At 54.4% G+C, this 19,009-nt stretch carries 12 protein-coding genes; 5 read left to right on the forward strand and 7 right to left on the reverse strand.

Annotated features, from left to right (window positions below; all coding sequences use genetic code 11):
- Positions 1–260 precede the first annotated feature (260 nt).
- Together KGP17_RS21205 and truC are read right to left on the reverse strand one after the other, a co-directional pair.
- On the reverse strand, positions 261–710 hold the full coding sequence (locus KGP17_RS21205) for a flavodoxin (protein WP_021806110.1): 450 nt from the start codon (positions 708–710) through the stop codon (positions 261–263).
- 33 nt (positions 711–743) lie between these two features.
- A complete protein-coding gene (truC, locus tag KGP17_RS21210) occupies positions 744–1,502 on the reverse strand; it encodes a tRNA pseudouridine(65) synthase TruC (protein WP_223498282.1) in 759 nt (252 codons plus the stop codon).
- Positions 1,503–1,721: 219 nt separating this feature from the next.
- Between truC and KGP17_RS21215 the strand changes: the two genes are divergently transcribed.
- Together KGP17_RS21215 and KGP17_RS21220 are read left to right on the forward strand one after the other, a co-directional pair.
- On the forward strand, positions 1,722–2,801 hold the full coding sequence (locus KGP17_RS21215; protein WP_371822056.1) for a linear amide C-N hydrolase: 1,080 nt from the start codon (positions 1,722–1,724) through the stop codon (positions 2,799–2,801).
- 287 nt (positions 2,802–3,088) lie between these two features.
- On the forward strand, positions 3,089–4,408 hold the full coding sequence (locus KGP17_RS21220) for an alpha/beta fold hydrolase (protein ID WP_094981695.1): 1,320 nt from the start codon (positions 3,089–3,091) through the stop codon (positions 4,406–4,408).
- A 173-nt stretch (positions 4,409–4,581) separates the two neighbouring features.
- On the opposite strand, the gene pbpC is transcribed toward KGP17_RS21220, so the two are convergent.
- From pbpC to KGP17_RS21240, 4 genes are all read right to left on the reverse strand, one after another.
- Positions 4,582–6,945, reverse strand: a complete 2,364-nt coding sequence (pbpC, locus tag KGP17_RS21225; protein WP_179253219.1) for a penicillin-binding protein 1C — start codon at positions 6,943–6,945, stop codon at positions 4,582–4,584.
- 55 nt (positions 6,946–7,000) lie between these two features.
- Positions 7,001–12,997 carry an alpha-2-macroglobulin gene (locus tag KGP17_RS21230; RefSeq protein ID WP_223498283.1) on the reverse strand — a complete coding sequence of 1,999 codons (5,997 nt, stop codon included), beginning with the start codon at positions 12,995–12,997 and terminating at the stop codon, positions 7,001–7,003.
- 69 nt (positions 12,998–13,066) lie between these two features.
- A complete protein-coding gene (locus tag KGP17_RS21235; RefSeq protein WP_021806116.1) occupies positions 13,067–13,510 on the reverse strand; it encodes a hypothetical protein in 444 nt (147 codons plus the stop codon).
- 122 nt (positions 13,511–13,632) lie between these two features.
- Positions 13,633–13,959: a YqcC family protein gene (locus tag KGP17_RS21240; protein ID WP_021179896.1), complete on the reverse strand. Its 327-nt coding sequence runs from the start codon at positions 13,957–13,959 to the stop codon at positions 13,633–13,635.
- 152 nt (positions 13,960–14,111) lie between these two features.
- On the opposite strand from KGP17_RS21240, the gene KGP17_RS21245 reads away from it, so the two are divergent.
- On the forward strand, positions 14,112–15,350 hold the full coding sequence (locus tag KGP17_RS21245; protein ID WP_021179895.1) for an MFS transporter: 1,239 nt from the start codon (positions 14,112–14,114) through the stop codon (positions 15,348–15,350).
- 621 nt (positions 15,351–15,971) lie between these two features.
- Here the strand turns inward: KGP17_RS21245 and syd are convergent.
- A complete protein-coding gene (gene syd, locus KGP17_RS21250; protein WP_021806117.1) occupies positions 15,972–16,520 on the reverse strand; it encodes a SecY-interacting protein in 549 nt (182 codons plus the stop codon).
- A 63-nt stretch (positions 16,521–16,583) separates the two neighbouring features.
- Here syd and queF point away from each other — a divergent pair, with 63 nt between their 5' ends.
- Positions 16,584–17,429: an NADPH-dependent 7-cyano-7-deazaguanine reductase QueF gene (queF, locus tag KGP17_RS21255; RefSeq protein ID WP_059201647.1), complete on the forward strand. Its 846-nt coding sequence runs from the start codon at positions 16,584–16,586 to the stop codon at positions 17,427–17,429.
- A 183-nt stretch (positions 17,430–17,612) separates the two neighbouring features.
- On the forward strand, positions 17,613–18,977 hold the full coding sequence (ppnN, locus tag KGP17_RS21260; RefSeq protein ID WP_021179892.1) for a nucleotide 5'-monophosphate nucleosidase PpnN: 1,365 nt from the start codon (positions 17,613–17,615) through the stop codon (positions 18,975–18,977).
- Positions 18,978–19,009: the final 32 nt, after the last annotated feature.

Genomic DNA, 19,009 nt, shown 5'->3' on the forward strand with positions numbered 1-19,009 from the left:
CCGGAGTCGCAGGCAGGTACAGGAGGTAAGTTGTGGCACGTTCAGTCCCCTCGCCCTGTGGGAGAGGGTTAGGGGTGAATAGGGTAAATCGGTAATCGATAGAGTTATTACTGCTCCGGCAGGCAAAACCTAATTCTTTAACGCTTGCTGGCTGCGGCCTTGAGTGCGTAAGGGATTAGGTTTTTTTTTGCTTAAGCTTCACCACAGGAGATAGCAGGAATAAAATCATGCCTGGCCGCTCGCCACCAAGCATCGAGAGGCTATTTCAACAAGGCGCCCCACTGCTCTACCCACGGGCAGGAAACCACTTCCGGTTCAGGTTGCTCGATCGCATCGATCTCCAGCACTTCACCTACGCGCGTCGCTCCCTGTTCCTGCAGCAAAGCATCAAAGGTACGCCCGGCACCGCAGAAATTGTCATAGCTACTATCGCCCAGAGCAATCAAGCCATAACGCAGCTCCGGCTGATAACCCACCTGGTCGCGAATAGCCTGGAACAGGGGGGCAATACTGTCAGGCAAGTCCCCTTGCCCGGTGGTGGAAGTCACGACCAGCGCATAATGCTGGCGGTAAAACTGCCACTCTGCCAGCGTCCCTTCCTCAAACACTTTGACCTCATGGCCCTGTTGTTGCAGGATATTTTCTGCCTCTTCCGCCACTAACAAAGAGTTACCGTAGACCGTTCCAACGAAAATGCCGACCTGAGCCATCGTTGCTGCTCCCTTATGACCGTTAAAAAATGATTAGCTATCCTGACCGTTAGCCTGCGGAAACTCAAGTTCTGGCAGCACGTTATGCCAGCCAAATTGTGACATGACACCTTGCCAATCCGCTTCCCAGGGCGCGGAAATATGCAGTGGTTGGCCGCTGACCGGATGAGTAAGTTGAAGATGGCTGGCGTGCAGCATCAGGCGTGAACAACCAAAATGTTCGGCCATCCCGCGGTTTTGCCGCAGATCGCCGTGAGCGGTATCACCAATAATCGGATGGCGCAGGTGCACCATATGACGACGCAACTGATGCTTACGCCCGGTCTCTGGTTTCAGCTCAACCAGGCTATAGCGCGAGGTGTCATAGCGGCCAATCGCCACCGGCAACTCCACCGTTGCCAAGGGCTGATAATGACTTACCGCCGGTTTTGGAGCTTTATCCGGGTTGGCATGTTTATCCGCCAACTTATCCAACTCTTCCGTCAGCGCATAATCAACGGTGCCGCCCTCTAAAACATAGCCCCGCACCACCGCGTGATAGGTTTTCTGTACCTGATGCAATTCAAACTGTTGCGATAATAACCGAGCCACATCGCTGGACAACGCCATCAGCAATACGCCGGAAGTAGGACGATCCAGACGGTGTACGGTAAATACGTGCTGGCCAATCTGATCGCGCACGGTTTGCATGACAAACCTCGTCTCGTGACGATCCAGCCAGCTACGATGCACCAGCCAACCTGAGGGTTTGTTAACGGCGATCAGATGTTCGTCCTGGTACAACACCTTCATAGAGTGATTTTTTCCATAGATTAATCATGCATTTTATCTCCTTGCCCCTGCAAGCGGCAGCCTGCTGGCCGGTTTGCAGGGGTAAGGAAAGAGGTAATTGATTGATTCTATCGTCAAACATAAATAATAACGAAACGAAAATCCCGTTTGGCGCTCTCGTTTTTGCCCCACGGGTCAGTAGTGCCTACACTGTACAAAAAGTAGCAAGGAGAGATAACGGTGAATTGGAATATAACGCTTTTGATAACCCCCCTTTTACTGTCCATGTGCGGCATTCTGTTTTCACCACAGTTGGCAATGGCCTGTACTCGTGCGGTCTACCACGGCGAAGATAATCTGGTGATCACCGGCCGCACTATGGACTGGAGAGAACAGCTGCACTCTGACCTGTGGATTTTCCCACAAGGAATGGAGCGCAGTGGTAATGCAGGCAGCAACTCGATCAAATGGACATCTAAATACGGCAGCGTCGTGACTTCCGCCTATGGTGTTGCAACCACCGATGGTATGAATGAAAAAGGTCTGGTGGCCAATATGCTGTGGTTGGTGGAATCTCAATACCCGGCATTCGATGGCCAGCAGCCAACCTTATCATTGGCAGCATGGGCACAGTATGCGTTGGATAACTTTGCCACGGTGCAAGAAGCGGTTAACTCACTGGAAAAGGCCCCTTTTATCGTTGTGACCGGCGGTGTGCCTGGCCAGGAACGTTTGGCCTCCCTTCATTTGTCGTTGTCCGATGCCAGTGGGGACAGTGCCATTTTCGAATACATTAACGGCAAATTAGTGATTCACCATAGCCACGACTATCAGGTCCTGACCAATTCCCCTACCTTCGATCAGCAGTTGGCCATCACCAAATACTGGCAAGGGATTGGGGGTAACGTCATGCTGCCTGGCACAAACCGTGCTGCCGACCGTTTTGTACGCGCACAGTTTTATATCAACGCTATCCCGAAATATCATCAGGCCAGGCTGGCAGCCTCTAGCGTGCTGAGCGTTATGCGCAATGTTTCTGTGCCCTTTGGCATCACGACGCCTGAAGAACCTAATATTTCTTCCACTCGTTGGCGCACCCTGGCCGATCAAAAGAACAAGCTGTACTACTTTGAATCGGCACTGGGCAGCAGTACTTTTTGGGTAGACCTGAAACGGGTCAACTTTGCTGCCGGCGCTCCGGTTAAAAAGCTGACGCTGGGTAAAGATGAGATGGCAGATTTTACCGGTGAAGTTTCCGCTGAGTTTAAAACCAGCCCTCCCTTTGAGTTCCTTGCTGCCGACGTCATCGATAACGGCTGAGCCCGCTCGATGTTGACTGGTGGCTCCCACTGCCACCAGCACTCCCTTTATATTCATCAGTCAAGAATACTTATTCAGTCACACTCTTGCACATTTTGACTAAAATTTAATCACTCATGCATTTGCTAAGTTCATTCCTCCTGTTACGCTGATGTTCACTCTTCAAACTCCGGACTATTGTTGCTTATCGATAAAATAGAGTAGATCTGAACGCTCCGGGTAAACACCGATATGGCATTAAAATAACCGGCAGAAAAAAGAGAACACCATAATAGGGAGAGAAAAACATGAGCGTTGAACGAGAATATTTGTTGCCAGCGATCTGGGTGCGTGAACACCTGGTCCAGGTCCCGCTGAATTGGTTCAATAACAAGGATACCCGCACCATTGAGATCTTTGCCCGTGAGTTGGTTGACCCGTTACGCCGTGATGAACAACTCCCTTGTCTGCTGTTTTTACAAGGTGGTCCCGGAGGGAAAAGCCCACGCCCTACGGCACGCAGCAGTTGGATCGCCGAAGCCCTCAAAAGCTATCGGGTGATCCTGCTCGATCAGCGTGGCACCGGGCGCAGCAGCCGCATTGAAGGTAAGAGTCTGGCCGGGCTAACCGCCCACCAGGCGGCAGATTACCTGGCCTGCTTCCGCGCCGACTCGATAGTGAGCGATGCCGAATATCTGCGTAAAAACTGCTTTGGCGATCGCCCGTGGAGCACGCTGGGGCAAAGCTATGGCGGCTTTATCACGCTGACCTATCTTTCTCAGGCGCCGGAAGGTCTCCACTGCTGCTTTATGACCGGCGGCCTGGCAAGCCTGCAGCCCGATGCCGATGAAGTCTACGCTCATACCTATCCGCAGGTGATCGCCAAAAATCGCATCTTCTATCAGCGTTACCCACATCTGGAGCCGCTTATCGGTCAGATTGCCGACAAGCTGGAGCAGGAAGAGGTGTTGTTGCCCGATGGCGACCGGCTGACCATACGCCGCCTGCAAAGCCTGGGGATCGATCTTGGCATGAGTGAAGGTTACGAGCGGCTACTTTGGCTGTTTGACGAAGCCTTCAACCCGGACGGTGAATTCAGCGACACCTTTTTGTCACAGGTAATGGCGTTGACCAGCTACGCGGAGAATCCGCTGTTTGCCGCGCTGCATGAAAGTATCTACGCACAGGATAAGGCCACCAACTGGGCCGCCCAGCGGCAACGGGGCAACTTCGATGCTTTCGCCGAAGATCGGCGCCCGCTTTACCTGACCGGGGAAATGATCTATCCCTGGATGTTCACCGAGATCGCCGCTCTGCGCCCCTTCAATGAACCAGTTAAGTTGCTGGCCGATCGCCGCGTGTGGTCACCGCTGTATAACAGCGATCGCCTGCTCGACAATCGGGTACCGGTATTCGCCGCCATTTATTTCAGCGATATGTATGTCGATTTGCAGCTCTCGCTGGCGACGGCGCAACAGGTGGGTAATTTGACGCCGTGGATCACCAACGAGTATGAGCATAACGGCTTACGCGTTGGTAATGTTTTTGGTCATTTGCAGACGATGGCGCAGAAAGCGGGCATTTACGCCCCCTCATCCCAACCCTCTTTCGCAAGGATAGCGAGCTGATGGCCCTGCTCTTTTGGCAGTAAAGAGAAAATCTCAAGCAAACTCTAAAGCTGTTTTGGAAGTAGAAGCAAACTCAATAACCTTCTTTATCCAAGGTAAGTCACTACCATTTCAAACACGCTCGTTCTGTCCCTCTCCCTGTGGGAGAGGGTTAGGGTGAGAGGAGAGGCATCTTAGTTCACCAGCTCAATGGTGATCAGGCGGCTATCGGCCCGGCCATGATCGTCCACCGCCCGGATGCGATACTGGCCATTGTTGACCGGCCGCCAATCGATGGCGGTTTTACTGCCGCTGCTGCCAAGATAAATATCATCGACAAACCAATACACCATTTTACTGTCCGCATCCGTCACCGCATTGAAGGAGATTTTGTCACGCCCCTGCTGCGATTGCCGCAAGGTATAGGTGGTATTTTTCAGCGGCGAGGTAATGCGCGGCGGGCTGCCCCCCATCGCCACCGCATTATCCTTGCAATGGTTTACCGGCGGAGCTCGCTTGGGTAATCCAGCCTGCGCAAACACGTTAGCCAGATCGGAAGGCCAGAACTCAAACACTTCGGTGCGGGTTTGTGTTTCATCATACGGCGGGCAGGCCACCTCACCGCTGTGGATATCCAACACCACCGGGCGATAGACGGTATCGACCTTGATCGGCGACTTGCCGGGGATAAACCAGGTTTTGCCTTTTTGCTGGCACCACTGCGTCGGCAGGTTGCCGCTAGCCAAGCAAATATCCACCCGCTTCAACTGTTTCGGGAAGGAGTGTTTCGGCTCCTGCAAGGCCGGATAGCTGGCGTTAATGCTGTCGATAATATTGAAAAATAACGGGGCTGCCGCATCGGCCCCCACAAACACGTTGTTGCCTCTGCTGTCGAAATTCCCTTCCCATACCACCAGCACGTAAGGCCCGAAGATCCCGACGCTCCAGGCATCGCGGAAGCCCCAGGAGGTCCCTGTTTTCCAATAGACCGGCAGGGATGACGAGCGTTGTGCCAAAGTATCACCAGGCCGGCGGTGCTGGCGCAGCATATCCAGCGTAGTAAAGCTGGCTTCTTCGCTGAGCAAACGGATTGGTGGCGGATAGGCATCACTCTTTTGCATCCGTAATGGGCGCAATGCGCCCCGGTTAGCCAACAGCGCATACAGCTTCGCCAGTTCCTGAGCAGTGATTTCACCGCCCCCCAACACCAGCGACAATCCATAATGGTTTTCACTGGCCAGGTTGGCGATGCCGGACAGGCTTAAAAACTGGTAAAACGTCGGTTGCCGTAGTTGTGAAGCTACGTACACCGCTGGAATATTACGGCTGAAATTCAACGCATCCGTCGCCGTTACCGGCCCCAGGAAACGTCGGTCAAAGTTTTCTGGCGCATAGGCGCCAAAGGATGAAGGCACGTCCTTCAGGATGGTCATCGGATGCAGTACGCCCTGCTCCATCCCCAAAGCATAAATAAAGGGCTTGAGGGTCGAACCAGGGGAGCGCTTGGCATTGGTCCCGTTCACCTGCCCCTGGATCTCGCGGTTGTAATAATCGGCAGAGCCTACCAGCGCCCTTATCCCCATATCACGGCTATCCACCAACAGCACCGAGGCATTATGGATCCCCCGGCTCTGGTTACGGACGATAAACGCGTTCACCTGCCTTTCGATCAGCCGCTGGAGCCCGGCATCCAACGTGGTATCCACACGGGTATCCAACTGCACTAACTGCTGGGTCTGTTGACGCAACTGTTCGATAAAGTGTGGAGCAATGTACGGCATCCGTTCTGGTTGGCGCAGTGCCAAAGGGAGTTGAAACAAGGCACGCTGACTACTGTCGGTGCTATACACGCCCTGCCAGCGTTGAAACAGGCGGTTACGGGCCTGCGTCAGGGCTTGCCCCAACACGCCGGTTTTAGGATCGATACGATAGCTGGGTGACTGCGGTAACACCGAGAGCGTCAGCGCCTCCGGCAAGGTCAGATCCTGCGGTGCCTTGGCAAAATAGATCAGGCTGGCCGCACCGATGCTTTCAATATTGCGGCCATAGGGGGCGTAATTGAGATAGGCTTCCAGAATATCGTGCTTGGAGTAGCTGAGTTCCAACTGCACGGCCCGCAGAACCTGCATCAGTTTACCGCCGGGTGTACGGGTATTCAGATGCCAATGCATGCGCGCCAGCTGCATGGTGATGGTCGAACCGCCCTGCATTTTGCCGCCGGCTACGTAGCTGCGCCAAAAGCCACGCAGCAGACTGACGGGGTTAAATCCGGGGTTGTAATAGAACCAGCGATCTTCATGCAGCAAAATACCCTGCACCGCCAACGGCGAGATCTTTTCCAACGGCGTCCACAGGCGATAACGGTCGTCATTGGCCAACGTGAGGCGCATCAGCGTCCCGTGGCGATCGTAGTAAACCGTAGAGAAGGGCACGCCCTGCGAAAGAGGAGGATGCGGCCACAGCCGGGCACCTACCAGGCCCAGCGCCAGCAGAAATACCGCCATCAGGATATTTTGCAGCCAGCGTTTTGCCACAGCAGATACAGGAAGGATTTTCATGGAGTCTCGATACCCACGAACCCCGCAGCTCAACGCTGCGGGGCATCGCGATGGCTTATTGACTTTCCGCCGGTACAACCACCAGTTTACCGCTGCTGGCCGACATGGCCTGCACTTCACGATCGTACATGGCTTCGCCATAAGCCGGAGGGATCGCAAAGCTACCGGTGTTGGTCGCTTTAATCTGGTAGACAAACTCCTGCACATCGGTGCTGGCGCTACCATAGATAATCACCCGGTCTTCGCGGATATCACTGTAATCAGGTGCCCAAGTGGAGCCCGAGGCAGCCAGTGGTGACTGCCACCCTGCATCCGTATTCTCGCTGGCTTCACCGTCTTCGCCGGTCGATTCTGGCTCTGGTGCCGTTTGCTGCACCACTTCAAATCCGCCAGGCAGCAGATCGACAATCGCCAGGTTGCTCTGCCCTTCTTTCGAATTGGCGCGGATTTTCAGATGAACGTTGATCTTCTGTCCTAACGTTACCTGAGTGACCGGTTTGCCCTGTTCATCGGTGTAATCACGGGTAATTTCCAAACCGCGAGCAATGGCTTTCTGTGGAGCAGCCAGATCGTAACCGGCCTGAGTGACCACATACCAGGCCGGAGCGTCGGCGCTGTTGGTAAAACGGATAGCCTTGGCCTCGGCCGTAAACTGGCCTTTGGCAAACAGCCCTATCATCTCTGAAATCACCTGCGGATCGACGTTACCTTGCTTGCCGCTCTGCGCAATCGTCAGCGAATCGCTAGTATTGGCCTGCGCCGCCACCTGAGCCGAGTAGCTTTCCAGCGCCAGGATACTCATCGCCGAAGAATAGGTGGTGTAGCGCTCTTCTTTCAACGCCTTGACCATGTTCTCCAGCACCTGCGGAGGGATGGAAGACACCTTCTCCGGGAAGTGGCGAGCGATCAGGTACAGACGCGTTGCGTCCTGCACCAGCGGATCGAAGTAATTCTGCGTCCACCAGCCTTTGTCATAGGCTTTGCTCAGTTGCTTCCAGCTAGGTTGCAGCAAGGCATTCGCCTCATCGTCCATTTTCAGCAGACGGTAAGACGATGCCAGATACAGGGCACTCAGATCGGTTTTCCAGCTGTCTGGATACAGTTTCTGCAACGTATCCTGCACCGAGGCCAGCGAGTTGGTGGTAATTTCGCCCTGCAAGGTCAGCAGGTAGACTGCCCAGGTACGCAGACGCAGATGGTACATATCATCATAACGGTTGGCTGCCAGTTCACGCAGCGCACCGTTGGCATCTTCCAGCATTCCCACCGGCAAAGCATAACCCGCCGCTTTGGCTTCCAGCAGGTATTGCACCACGTATGGCGTGACGAAAGGATCGGTTTCCGGCGATGAACGCCAGGCACCAATGGCCCCGCTGTCGTTCTGGCGGGAACGCAGTACGCCGAGCAGGTTTTTCAGCTGTTTGCTGACTTCGGCCTGGCTCAGGCTGCTTTTCATTTCCGGATGCTGGCTTTGCATGATCAGCGGAATGGAACGGCTGACGATCTGCTCAGAACAGTAGTACGGATAATCCGCCAGATACTGCGCCAGGCCGTTGGTCAGCACCAACGGGGAGTGAGATACCGCCGCGCTACGCTGCGCATAGGCATCAAACATCTGCCGCAGATTATCAATATTCTGGCTGCTACCGCTCATCCGGCCCATCACCGTCTGGGTGCGGAAAGGCATTGCCGGGCGTACCGAGGTGCTAACGGTACGGCGGCTGGTTTTATCACCGTAACGCGCATCAAACACCAACGGAGCATCACCCAGTGCCGCCTTGGCACGCAGGCGGAAGGTGATCACACCTTCACGCTTCTCCGCCAATGACAGGCTTTGCTCGGCCTTACTCACCACTTCCAACTGCGGTGGCGGCGTCAATTGCACGGCGATCGCCACAGGCTTTCCGTTCAACCCTTCGAGGTTATTGCTAACCCCTACGCTGACATCAAACTCATCCCCCGGTGCCACCATATAAGGCACATTCGGCGTCATGATGAAGTTGTCACGTACCGTCGCGGAGGTTTGGGCCTTGCCGATTTTGCTTGGCGTAACCGAAATGGCCATCACGCGGATCTTGCCGTTGAAGTAATCCGGCACCGGATAGGTAAACTGCTTCTCGCCGTTCACTTCGGTAATGCCAGACCAGTAGGCCACCGGCTTGTCGCGCTTGCGCTTGAAAGGATTCAGGTTGAGATCCAGCCCTTCACCCGCATCACCGCCCGGTGCCGCAGAAAGCGCCATCAGCTTGCTGAATTCCGGCAGGATCAGATCGAGGATCTGCGAGCTTTCCACACTCAGCTCACGCTTACGGAAGAAGTACTCCAGCGGATCTTTCAGGCGGTAACGCGCTACCTGCAAGATCCCTTCATCTACGGCAAACAGTGCCACCTGCTGTGGACCATCGGTTTTCACCGTAATCGTCAGGTTATCACCCGGCTTAATCACCTCAGGCGTCACTATTTCCAGGCCGTTTTGCCGGGCTTTGGTGCTGATTTTAAACGGCATGACGCCATAGCTCAGCGGGCTCATAAAGATCTCGCTGGAGTTCACGTCGCGCACAAACTGCACGTTGATATACCCGTTGCCTTCCATCCCGGCCGGAACCCGGATTTTCTGCACCGAGCTGGTGGTATCGGTGTGGAACCACTGCCAGGCATAGACACGGTCTTTTTCGATGGTGATCAAACCGCTGCCGGTATAAGGCGCGTTGATCGCCACTTCAATTTCTTCACCCGGCTGATATTCCGCCTGGTTCAGTTTCAGCTTCAGTTCGGCATTGCGATCCAGCGAACGGCTGAGGTTGGCATTGCCCGCCACGCTATAGGCGATACGGTTGAGCACCTTGCCCTGTGCATCTTCGATCACCAGAACAAAGTCACCCGGGGTGTCGGTTGCCAAGGTCAGATCGGTGCCCTGCTCGCTCAGCGCCAACGGCTGCTCGGACAACTGCACCTCTTTCATCTTCGATTGGTATTTATAAACGCCAGAATCCTGCTTGGTCAGCACCGAGATGTATTTCTGCTCGATCAACACCTGCTTCAGATCGGCGAGTGCAATCTGTTTCAGGGAAGGATCGACGGCAATCACGTTCAGATTTCGCGCCGAACCCCGGTTGATATAGCCTAAATCACCGTCTGGCTTCACGCCTACCAGATAGTCATACGGCGATACCAGCACCCGAGCGGTGGCGGCAACGGAACGCCCGCCACCCGCTACAAAGGCTTCTGACAGCAGTTGTAGCTGATAGGTGGCATCCGCATAGGACTTCAGATCCAGTGGGATATTCGCCACGCCCTGCTCGTTGGTGGTACGGTCTTCCAGCTCGGTTTCAAAACCGTCGCTATTCTGGCGGTTCTCAAAGAAGGCGTAATCCGGAAAGCGATCGAAGCTTGGATACATTGGCCGTAGCGTCAGCTTCGAGGTAACTCGGCGATCCTGGGCAGGCGTGCCAAACAGGTTCTGCACATCGATGTTCGCCTGCAGCTCAGAAGGTTTCACCCACCCTTGCTGGCGGTTCGGCGTCAACTCCAGCTTCACCTTCAGTTGGTCTGGCTCAAACTCTTTTACGTTGACGGCGGTATGGCCGAGCAAGGTGGAAGTGTCGTTATTCTTGCCAATCAGATACAGGTAGACGTTCCATTCGCCCGTTGGCGCATTCTCGTCGGTGGTGTAACTCAATTCATTGAAACCACTGCCACCGAGAGTCAGCGGCACCGTTGTCATCAATTTGTCGCGCGGATCGCGGATCTCGGCACGTACCGGTACGCCAGCCAGGGCTACGCCCCAATCGGCAGCACGGGTAATCAGACCAATATTGAAGGTATCGCCCGGACGGTACACGCCACGATCGGAGAACAGATAACTGCTCAGGGTGCGTGGATCGATCGGAGTTTCTTCGCCTTCAATATCAAAGCGGGAGAAATCCAGCCCGCGGTCGTTGTAGCGGGTGGTCGGCAAGAAGGACACATCGCCCTCTTTTTCGACCAAGAACATCACCGGCTGACGTTCGTTGGTATACACGTCCAACGATGGGAAACGCACGTGCCCATTGGCATCGGTCACCTGGCTGAGCAGCGTCACGCCGTTTTTGGCGATCACCGAAACCTTGGCGTTACCGACTGGTGCACCGCTGTGGATAGATTGGACAAACACATCACGCGTTTTATCCTGCGAGCGTTTGGCAATGATGCCCAGATCGGTGACGACAACAAAGCGCGAATCTCCCACGCTAGGTGAATCATCCCCTTCTTGCTCGCCCTGATCGCCTTCATCCTCTGCGGCCTGCGTCTTTTTCTTTTCCGGCTGCCATTCCGACAGCGTCAGCAGGAACACGCCGCGATGGGAATCCGTGCTGGTGGACAGGTAACGTGAGAGATCTATGCCCTTATAGCTTACTTCACCCGGCTGATCGTTGTTGATGACCGTTTGATAGTTAAAGTGTTCGGTAAAATATTCATCGTTAAGCTGGTTGAACTGGGCCGAAGTGTATTCGCTGCTTTTGAATGAGACGATATGCTGCAGCTGGCTTGGGATCACCCGCTTGATATCCAGACGCAGGCCGGGCACGTTACGCGCCGCCACGCTGATTTGCTTGTCACCATTCACCGACAGCAGAGAACCCTGTGACATAAACTGCAAGGTTTTCGGGAAGTCTGGTACTTCGACGATACGGTAGACCTTCTCCGGCATTTTATAGCCGCCCGAAGAGGTCATCAGGTTAGTGATCTCCAGCAGCATAAAGCGGTGAGCCGGTGCGTCAAACTTGAAGCTGAACTGCGGTTGATAGGTCTCTTCCGCTTCATTCAGGGTCAGCGTCAGCGGCGTAGACTGGGCCATCACGCTGTTTTCGATGCTCTCGGTCCCGCCCCACTGATAAAAATCGTCCGGTTCGTTACTGGCTTCGGAATCGTTAGGATTATGCTGCGGCAACAGCCAGGCCTTGACCGCGCGCCCGGCATCTTTGTCTTTGATCGCATCGCTGAAGGCGACGATCAGCGCACGCTGGCCTTTGCTGCCATCGCTATCGACCACCTGGGCGCTAGCGTCCTTCACAGTGAGGCTATACAGAGTTGGCACCGACACCCAGCTGTCTTTCGATTGAGCGATCTCATTGGCAGACACCACCGACTTGATGCCCTTGCCCAGTACCAGATGCACTTTACCACCGTGATCCAGCGCTTTCAGCGGTTCAGAATGCACCCAGGCGTTCAGCTTCTTGGCATCGTAAACCAGGGAGAAATTAAGTTTCTTTTCAGATTTGGCGTTGGCTTCGATCAACCCCATGGCGATCTGCTTTTCAAAGCTGGCCACGTCCACTGGCGCATTGAATTTGACGTTGAAGATAGCGCTGCGCTTTTGCGGATCTTGTGGGTCTTGATAATACTCAGCTTGCCCAAGTTGATAGTCAAAAGCCGGGGCACTAAAGCTGTAGTGGGTGTTGGCGAGTTTAATCTGCGGGGCCAGCAACACGGCAGGCTCGAGCTTAACCTCATATTTGCTGCCCATCGGCAATAGGTTTTTCGGCGTGAAGACCAGGGTCCAGGCGTTATTCCACTTCCACTGCCCTTCAAGGGCCGGGCTGATGGAGATGCCTTTTTCCACGACCTTGCCAGCATCGGTCAACGGTGCCACGGAGTTTCTAAAGGTGAGGGTGACCTGCTGCGGCGCAGATTTCTGCACGGCAAAGTTAACCGGCTCAGGATCGGATACCCGCACGCTGGTTTCCTGGTACACCATCGGTGCCGGTTCAATCGGCTGTGGCCGATTCAGCCACCAGTGCCATCCGTAGAAGGCGCCACCCGCGGCGCACAACAGCACCAGCAACGACAGGCTAATGGCTTTGGGATATTTGTCTACCCCACCTTCCAGCCGCAGGAAGCCGCGCCTCACCCCGCCGGATACCGCTGCCCACCAGGCAGGTGCATTCCAGTTCAGGTTGCCCACCACCGGCTTGAACAGCCGCCCCAACAGGCCAAAAACCAGGGCCAACAGGCGGAACAGGCCTTTTATCAACGTAAAAGGCAAACGGAGGATAAACTTCAGCAAATCCATGATTGCAGCACCTTTTTAATCCTTGAAAGACACCCAGAGACAAGGTTTCCGACGACGGAGCCTAAGCAGCTAACAGCCTACACCCATTCCAGAAATCAGTGACAATACCAACACAATAAGAAGAATGGTCATGATCACGCCAAAAGCAAACATGGCAATTTGAAAAGCCAGCGTGCCAATACCGAGCAATACCGCAGCGGAAACCGCGCGCGGATTTTCCTTACACACACCAGCAATGGCGCCCAGGATCACGGCCCCCACAGCCAATACGGCAGTGACGATCTTCAAAATCCGATCCACATCATAATGAGGCCGCGAGACCTTTTCAGGGATTTGCTGGCCAGCCAATGAGGCCAGCAGTGATTCTTTGATAGCCACCGCTTTACCCGCAACAAGGCTTTCCAACGTCTGCTGAGGGGCAAATGGCCCGGCATAGAAATGCACCATCGCCAATAACAGCGCCAGGCCGCCTAGCGCAATCCCCGACCAACCGAATATATTTTGTCTCAACATGAGAAACCCTCCTTGGTGACTCGCGGTAATGTGCACATTATCTACTAGTTGCACACGGCGGTGGAAACTCTATTTTAGCCATACCGGCGAATTGCAGATTGCAGGTGTAGAATGCAGCGCGATTACAGCTCGATATTGAGCAGTGAATCCAGCTGTTGTAACAGCAACAGCAGCGGCAGGCAGTTCGGCTGTTTATCCTTTAACGCTTCTTCAAAATAGGGGGTGATGGCAAAACGCGTTGGCAGTGGCGCATTAGCATCGAGCAGCGCATGCATCCTTGGCAACAGTATCCACTGCAACCACTCTTCGGCCTGCATGCTGTCGATGCAAAAGGGTTCCGTGCTGGCAAAAGCCTCGGCTTCTGGCGGCGTCAACTGCCACAGCGTCAGATCGCGCATGGACTGTTCAATCGCCTGTAAATTGTGGCGAACCTGGTTGGATATACTCATCGACATTCCCGAACAATTTAAGCATGTTAATCAGCCTACGGCTGCAAGCCGCAAAGCATAACATTTAAGCCCAAAGCACCCAATTTTATCTGGTGGCGCCATGCCTGGCACGGCACAATACGCGCACCCAAAAATCACACATGATAAAAGACATGCCCGCAACATCACTCAATAAAAATCACGCTACGCCCGGTAAAGCCATGCTGGCTTCGGTTACCGGTTATGCTATGGACGGCTTCGATCTGTTGATACTCGGCTTTATGCTGCCGGTGATCACCACTGAGCTGGGTCTCACCTCATCACAAGCCGGTTCGCTGGTGACCTGGACATTGATCGGCGCAGTGATTGGCGGCGTGATCTTCGGCCATCTCAGCGACCGTTTTGGCCGCATCCGCGTGCTGACCATCACTATCCTGATGTTTTCGCTGTTTACCGGCCTGTGCGCCGTTGCCGTCGGCTACTGGGACTTGCTGGCCTATCGCACCCTTGCCGGGATTGGGCTGGGTGGCGAATTCGGTATTGGCATGGCGTTGATCGCCGAAGCCTGGCCCGCTGAGAAGCGTAACCGTGCCTCGGCTTATGTGGGCATGGGTTGGCAGCTCGGTGTACTTGCCGCGGCCTTCCTCACTCCGCTGTTGCTGCCTTATATCGGCTGGCGTGGCATGTTCCTGGTAGGCCTGCTGCCGGCGCTGGTTTCCTTCCTTATTCGCCGAACCATGGGCGAACCCAAAGCGTTTACACAGCAAAAAACCAGCGAACAGCAGCTCTCCTTTACTCAACGATTAAAGCTGCTATTTAAGGATCGCGCCACCGGCAAGGCCAGCCTGGGGATCTTTATCCTCTGCTCGGTGCAGAACTTTGGCTATTACGGGCTGATGATCTGGATGCCGACCTATCTGGCCAAAAACTTTGGCTTCTCGCTGACCAAATCCGGCGTCTGGACGGGAGTCACGGTGATCGGTATGACCTTCGGTATCTGGCTGTTCGGCGTATTGGCCGACCGCTTTCCCCGTTGGATCATCTTTGTCATTTATCAGGTTGGCGCTGTGGTGATGGTCATAAGCTATGCGCAACTCACCGATCCCACGCTGATGCTGTTTGCGGGTGCACTGATGGGAGTATTCGTTAACGGGATGATTGGCGGCTACGGCGCGCTGATTTCTGACACCTACCCGGTACAGGCTCGCGCCACGGCGCAGAATATCCTGTTCAACCTGGGCCGCGGCGTCGGTGGGTTGGGGCCATTGGTGATCGGTGCGCTGGTCACTCAGGTTTCCTTTACCGCCGCGATCAGCCTGCTGGCCGCTATTTACCTGTTGGATATTTTCGCCACGCTGTTCCTGCTACCGAAGAAACAAAGCACAGGCGATACGTTGGGGGCAATCGGGTAAACCTTAAGGGGGGGAAGTCAGGCAGGATTTGCTGTCTGGCCTTTGCTCCAGACAAAAAGTTGGGGGCACTGCGTTAACAGTGCCCCCGGTTCGTTTTATAGCTAATCCCGCTACAAGTGTGCTCCCTGCTCAATCCCTGAAAACTTTTCCTTTCGGCCATCCTGACCAAAACAATCCTTCGCAAAATCCTCTAACATCATCCTGACGCGGTTCCTCGGCCTTCCTGACCCACCAACAATCCTGTGCTGGCTCTCTATCTCCGTCCTGGAGGTGTCCTTGGTTTCAATCCTGAAACATCCTGTGTATCATCCTGATACCAATCCTTTCCACTCTTCCTGAGTGCATCCCTTTCTTCTTCCTGAAGCTGCATCATCCTGACGCTTTCCTGCTCCATCCGGCTTCCTTCCGGTAGACATAAGATCGCTTATTTCCTTCCCGTTAACAAGGGCATGTAGGACGGATTACGGTAAACTTGACTTAACCTACATCGGCAAAAATACATAACAAACTGATATATATAACTAATAATTAAAAAATGGCTAACTAAATCGAAAAATTAAAAGCGATCTCTCACAGCTTTTGTAAGAGATCTCGCACACGCACTAAAGGCAAATTAGCCGATTAATTAACTCTGGGGCGTAAAGCATTGAGAAAATCCCCCAAACTGGCGGCTAATAGCGTGCGTTTTTTGCTGCCAAATTGCTCAAGCAGCACGTTGCCGCTGACATTACACAGCGACACCACCGTCATTTCCGATTCTGTGGTCGCCAGGAACAACGTAGGCGATAGCTTAAGGCGTTTTTGCGTCACCAGATGCCCAATCAGATTCTCCTGCAGACGAATAAAGTCGTCTTCACTCCAGACCTGCAATAGCGTCAACGGATGCTCGCCAAACTCCGCATTCATATCCCCGGCATACTGTTGGGTATAGAAGGTGTGGATATCCGGCTGTAGTTGCAGTTCCAGCGCCTGCTCCACCTTTTCCAGGCTGGCCGCTGGCGTAAAAGGCTGTGGCAGCCACAGCACCGTATCATCGCGATTTTCGACAATACAGGGGGAAGCCACGCCGTACAGTTCCTGGCTAGCCGGGGCATGGCCATACTGCTGCTGCCATTTGTCGACATAGCGCTGGGTAAATTCACACAGGGCGTGCGATACATCATGGTCCATATTTTTTCTCGCATACGGTAAACTGGTGCCTATTGTACCTATCTAAGACCAAGGTGACAGCTCATGTCCTCCTATCAAGATCATCAGGCTCTGGCGGCACTGACGCTGGGCAAGCCAACCGCATACCGTGACTGCTACGATGCCTCACTGTTACAAGCGGTTCCTCGCAGCATGAACCGGGAGCCGCTGGGGCTTTATCCCGATAACCTGCCGTTCCACGGTGCCGATATCTGGACGCTGTATGAACTGTCCTGGCTCAATGCCAAGGGGCTGCCGCAGGTCGCGGTGGGAGAAATCAGCCTGAATGCCAACAGCGTCAACCTGATCGAGTCCAAAAGCTTCAAGCTCTATCTCAACAGCTTTAACCAAACCCACTTCCCAGACTGGGAAGCGGTACGCTCTACGCTACAACGCGATCTCGCCGCCTGCGCACAAGGGGATGTCAGCGTGAGCCTGTTCAGCGTCGATCGGCTTGAAGGCAGCCCTATCGCCCGGTTGGAGGGTGAATGCCTCGACCAGCAAGACATCAGCATTGATAACTACGAGTTCGACACGGGTTACCTGGAAGGCGCAGCCGGTAGCCAAATCGTCGAGGAAACGCTGGTCAGCCATCTGCTGAAATCCAACTGCCTGATCACCAACCAGCCCGATTGGGGCTCGGTGCAAATCCGCTATCGCGGTCCGCAGATCAACCGTGAAGCCCTGCTACGCTATCTGGTTTCGTTCCGTCATCACAACGAATTCCATGAACAGTGCGTTGAGCGGATCTTTAACGATCTGCTGCGTTTCTGCCAGCCGCAACAATTGAGCGTTTATGCCCGCTACACCCGGCGCGGTGGTCTGGATATCAACCCTTGGCGCAGCAATGTGGCGTTCGAACCGGCGCATGGCCGTCTGGCCCGTCAATAATGCTCAACAACTGAGCTAACAGGCGGTTTGTATTGGTAAAAATCCGGAGACGGCGGTAAGGTTAAATCAAGAGTGCCCGCTTTTTGCTCAGGCATTCCAGTAGGCAATACAAAATTCTTACCGCAGTGCACAGAGACAGGTAAGGATTATTATCGCCCTATTTATGGGCGCAAAGGAGTTACCTTGATTACACATATCAGCCCACTTGGCGCTATGGATTTGTTGTCGCAGCTGGAAGTAGACATGCTGAAGCGTACCGCCAGCAGCGACCTGTACCGTTTGTTCCGCAACTGCTCCCTGGCGGTGTTAAACTCCGGCAGCCAGACCGACAACAGCAAACAGTTGCTATCGCGTTATGAAAACTTTGATATCAACGTACTGCGCCGTGAACGCGGCGTAAAACTGGAGCTGGTGAACCCGCCAGAAGAGGCTTTTGTTGATGGCCGCATTATTCGTTCATTGCAGGCCAACCTGTTTGCGGTGCTGCGCGATATCCTGTTTGTCCACGGCCAAATTGACAGCGCCGGGCGTTTCCAACACCTGAATTCGGAAGACTCCATTCATATCACCAATCTGGTGTTCTCCATCCTGCGTAATGCCCGCACGCTTCACCTCGACGAAGACCCGAATATGGTGGTGTGCTGGGGTGGCCACTCGATCAATGAAAACGAATATCTTTATGCCCGTAAGGTCGGTAGCCAGCTGGGCCTGCGCGAGCTGAATATCTGTACCGGCTGTGGGCCAGGGGCGATGGAAGCGCCAATGAAAGGGGCCGCCGTCGGCCATGCGCAGCAGCGCTACCACAACAGCCGCTTTATCGGCATGACCGAGCCCTCCATTATTGCCGCCGAGCCGCCGAATCCACTGGTTAACGAGCTGGTGATCATGCCAGATATCGAAAAACGTCTGGAAGCCTTTGTGCGGATCGCGCACGGCATCATCATTTTCCCTGGCGGGGTCGGTACAGCGGAAGAACTGCTGTATCTGTTGGGCATTCTGATGAACCCGGAAAATAGCGAGCAGGTACTGCCGCTGATCCTCACCGGGCCGAAAGAGAGCGCCGATTATTTCCGCGTGCTGGACGAATTCATCATGAATACGCTGGGCGAGAAGGCCCGCCGTCACTACACCATCATCATCGACGATCCGGCCGAAGTGGCCCGTCAGATGAAAAAGGCCATGCCGCTGGTGAAAGAAAACCGCCGCAATACCGGTGATGCCTACAGCTTTAACTGGTCGATGCGCATTGCACCGGACCTGCAGCTCCCCTTCGAGCCAAGCCATGAAAACATGGCCAACCTCAACCTGTACCCGAATCAACCGGCGGAACAGTTGGCTGCAGCCCTGCGCCGTGCATTCTCAGGGATCGTAGCGGGTAACGTGAAGGAGAACGGCATCCATGCCATCGAACAGTTCGGCCCTTACAAGCTGCATGGCGATCCGTTGATGATGAAGCAGATGGATAACCTGTTGCAGGGCTTTGTCGCCCAGCACCGCATGAAACTGCCGGGAACCGCCTACGTGCCTTGCTACGAGATTGTAGCCTGATCCTCACCTCTGGGCGGCGTCATAGCCGCCCT

The organism is Serratia sp. JSRIV001 (assembly GCF_019968745.1).
Lineage (GTDB): Bacteria > Pseudomonadota > Gammaproteobacteria > Enterobacterales > Enterobacteriaceae > Chania > Chania fonticola_B.

Bases quoted from the DNA above. Each gene is read 5' to 3' on its own strand.
- KGP17_RS21245 (WP_021179895.1), top strand. From the start codon at position 14,112: ATGCCCGCAACATCACTCAATAAAAATCACGCTACGCCCGGTAAAGCC.
- truC (WP_223498282.1), bottom strand. From the start codon at position 1,502: ATGAAGGTGTTGTACCAGGACGAACATCTGATCGCCGTTAACAAACCC.
- KGP17_RS21240 (WP_021179896.1), bottom strand. From the start codon at position 13,959: ATGAGTATATCCAACCAGGTTCGCCACAATTTACAGGCGATTGAACAG.
- queF (WP_059201647.1), top strand. From the start codon at position 16,584: ATGTCCTCCTATCAAGATCATCAGGCTCTGGCGGCACTGACGCTGGGC.
- syd (WP_021806117.1), bottom strand. From the start codon at position 16,520: ATGGACCATGATGTATCGCACGCCCTGTGTGAATTTACCCAGCGCTAT.
- KGP17_RS21205 (WP_021806110.1), bottom strand. From the start codon at position 710: ATGGCTCAGGTCGGCATTTTCGTTGGAACGGTCTACGGTAACTCTTTG.
- KGP17_RS21220 (WP_094981695.1), top strand. From the start codon at position 3,089: ATGAGCGTTGAACGAGAATATTTGTTGCCAGCGATCTGGGTGCGTGAA.
- pbpC (WP_179253219.1), bottom strand. From the start codon at position 6,945: ATGAAAATCCTTCCTGTATCTGCTGTGGCAAAACGCTGGCTGCAAAAT.
- KGP17_RS21235 (WP_021806116.1), bottom strand. From the start codon at position 13,510: ATGTTGAGACAAAATATATTCGGTTGGTCGGGGATTGCGCTAGGCGGC.
- KGP17_RS21230 (WP_223498283.1), bottom strand. From the start codon at position 12,997: ATGGATTTGCTGAAGTTTATCCTCCGTTTGCCTTTTACGTTGATAAAA.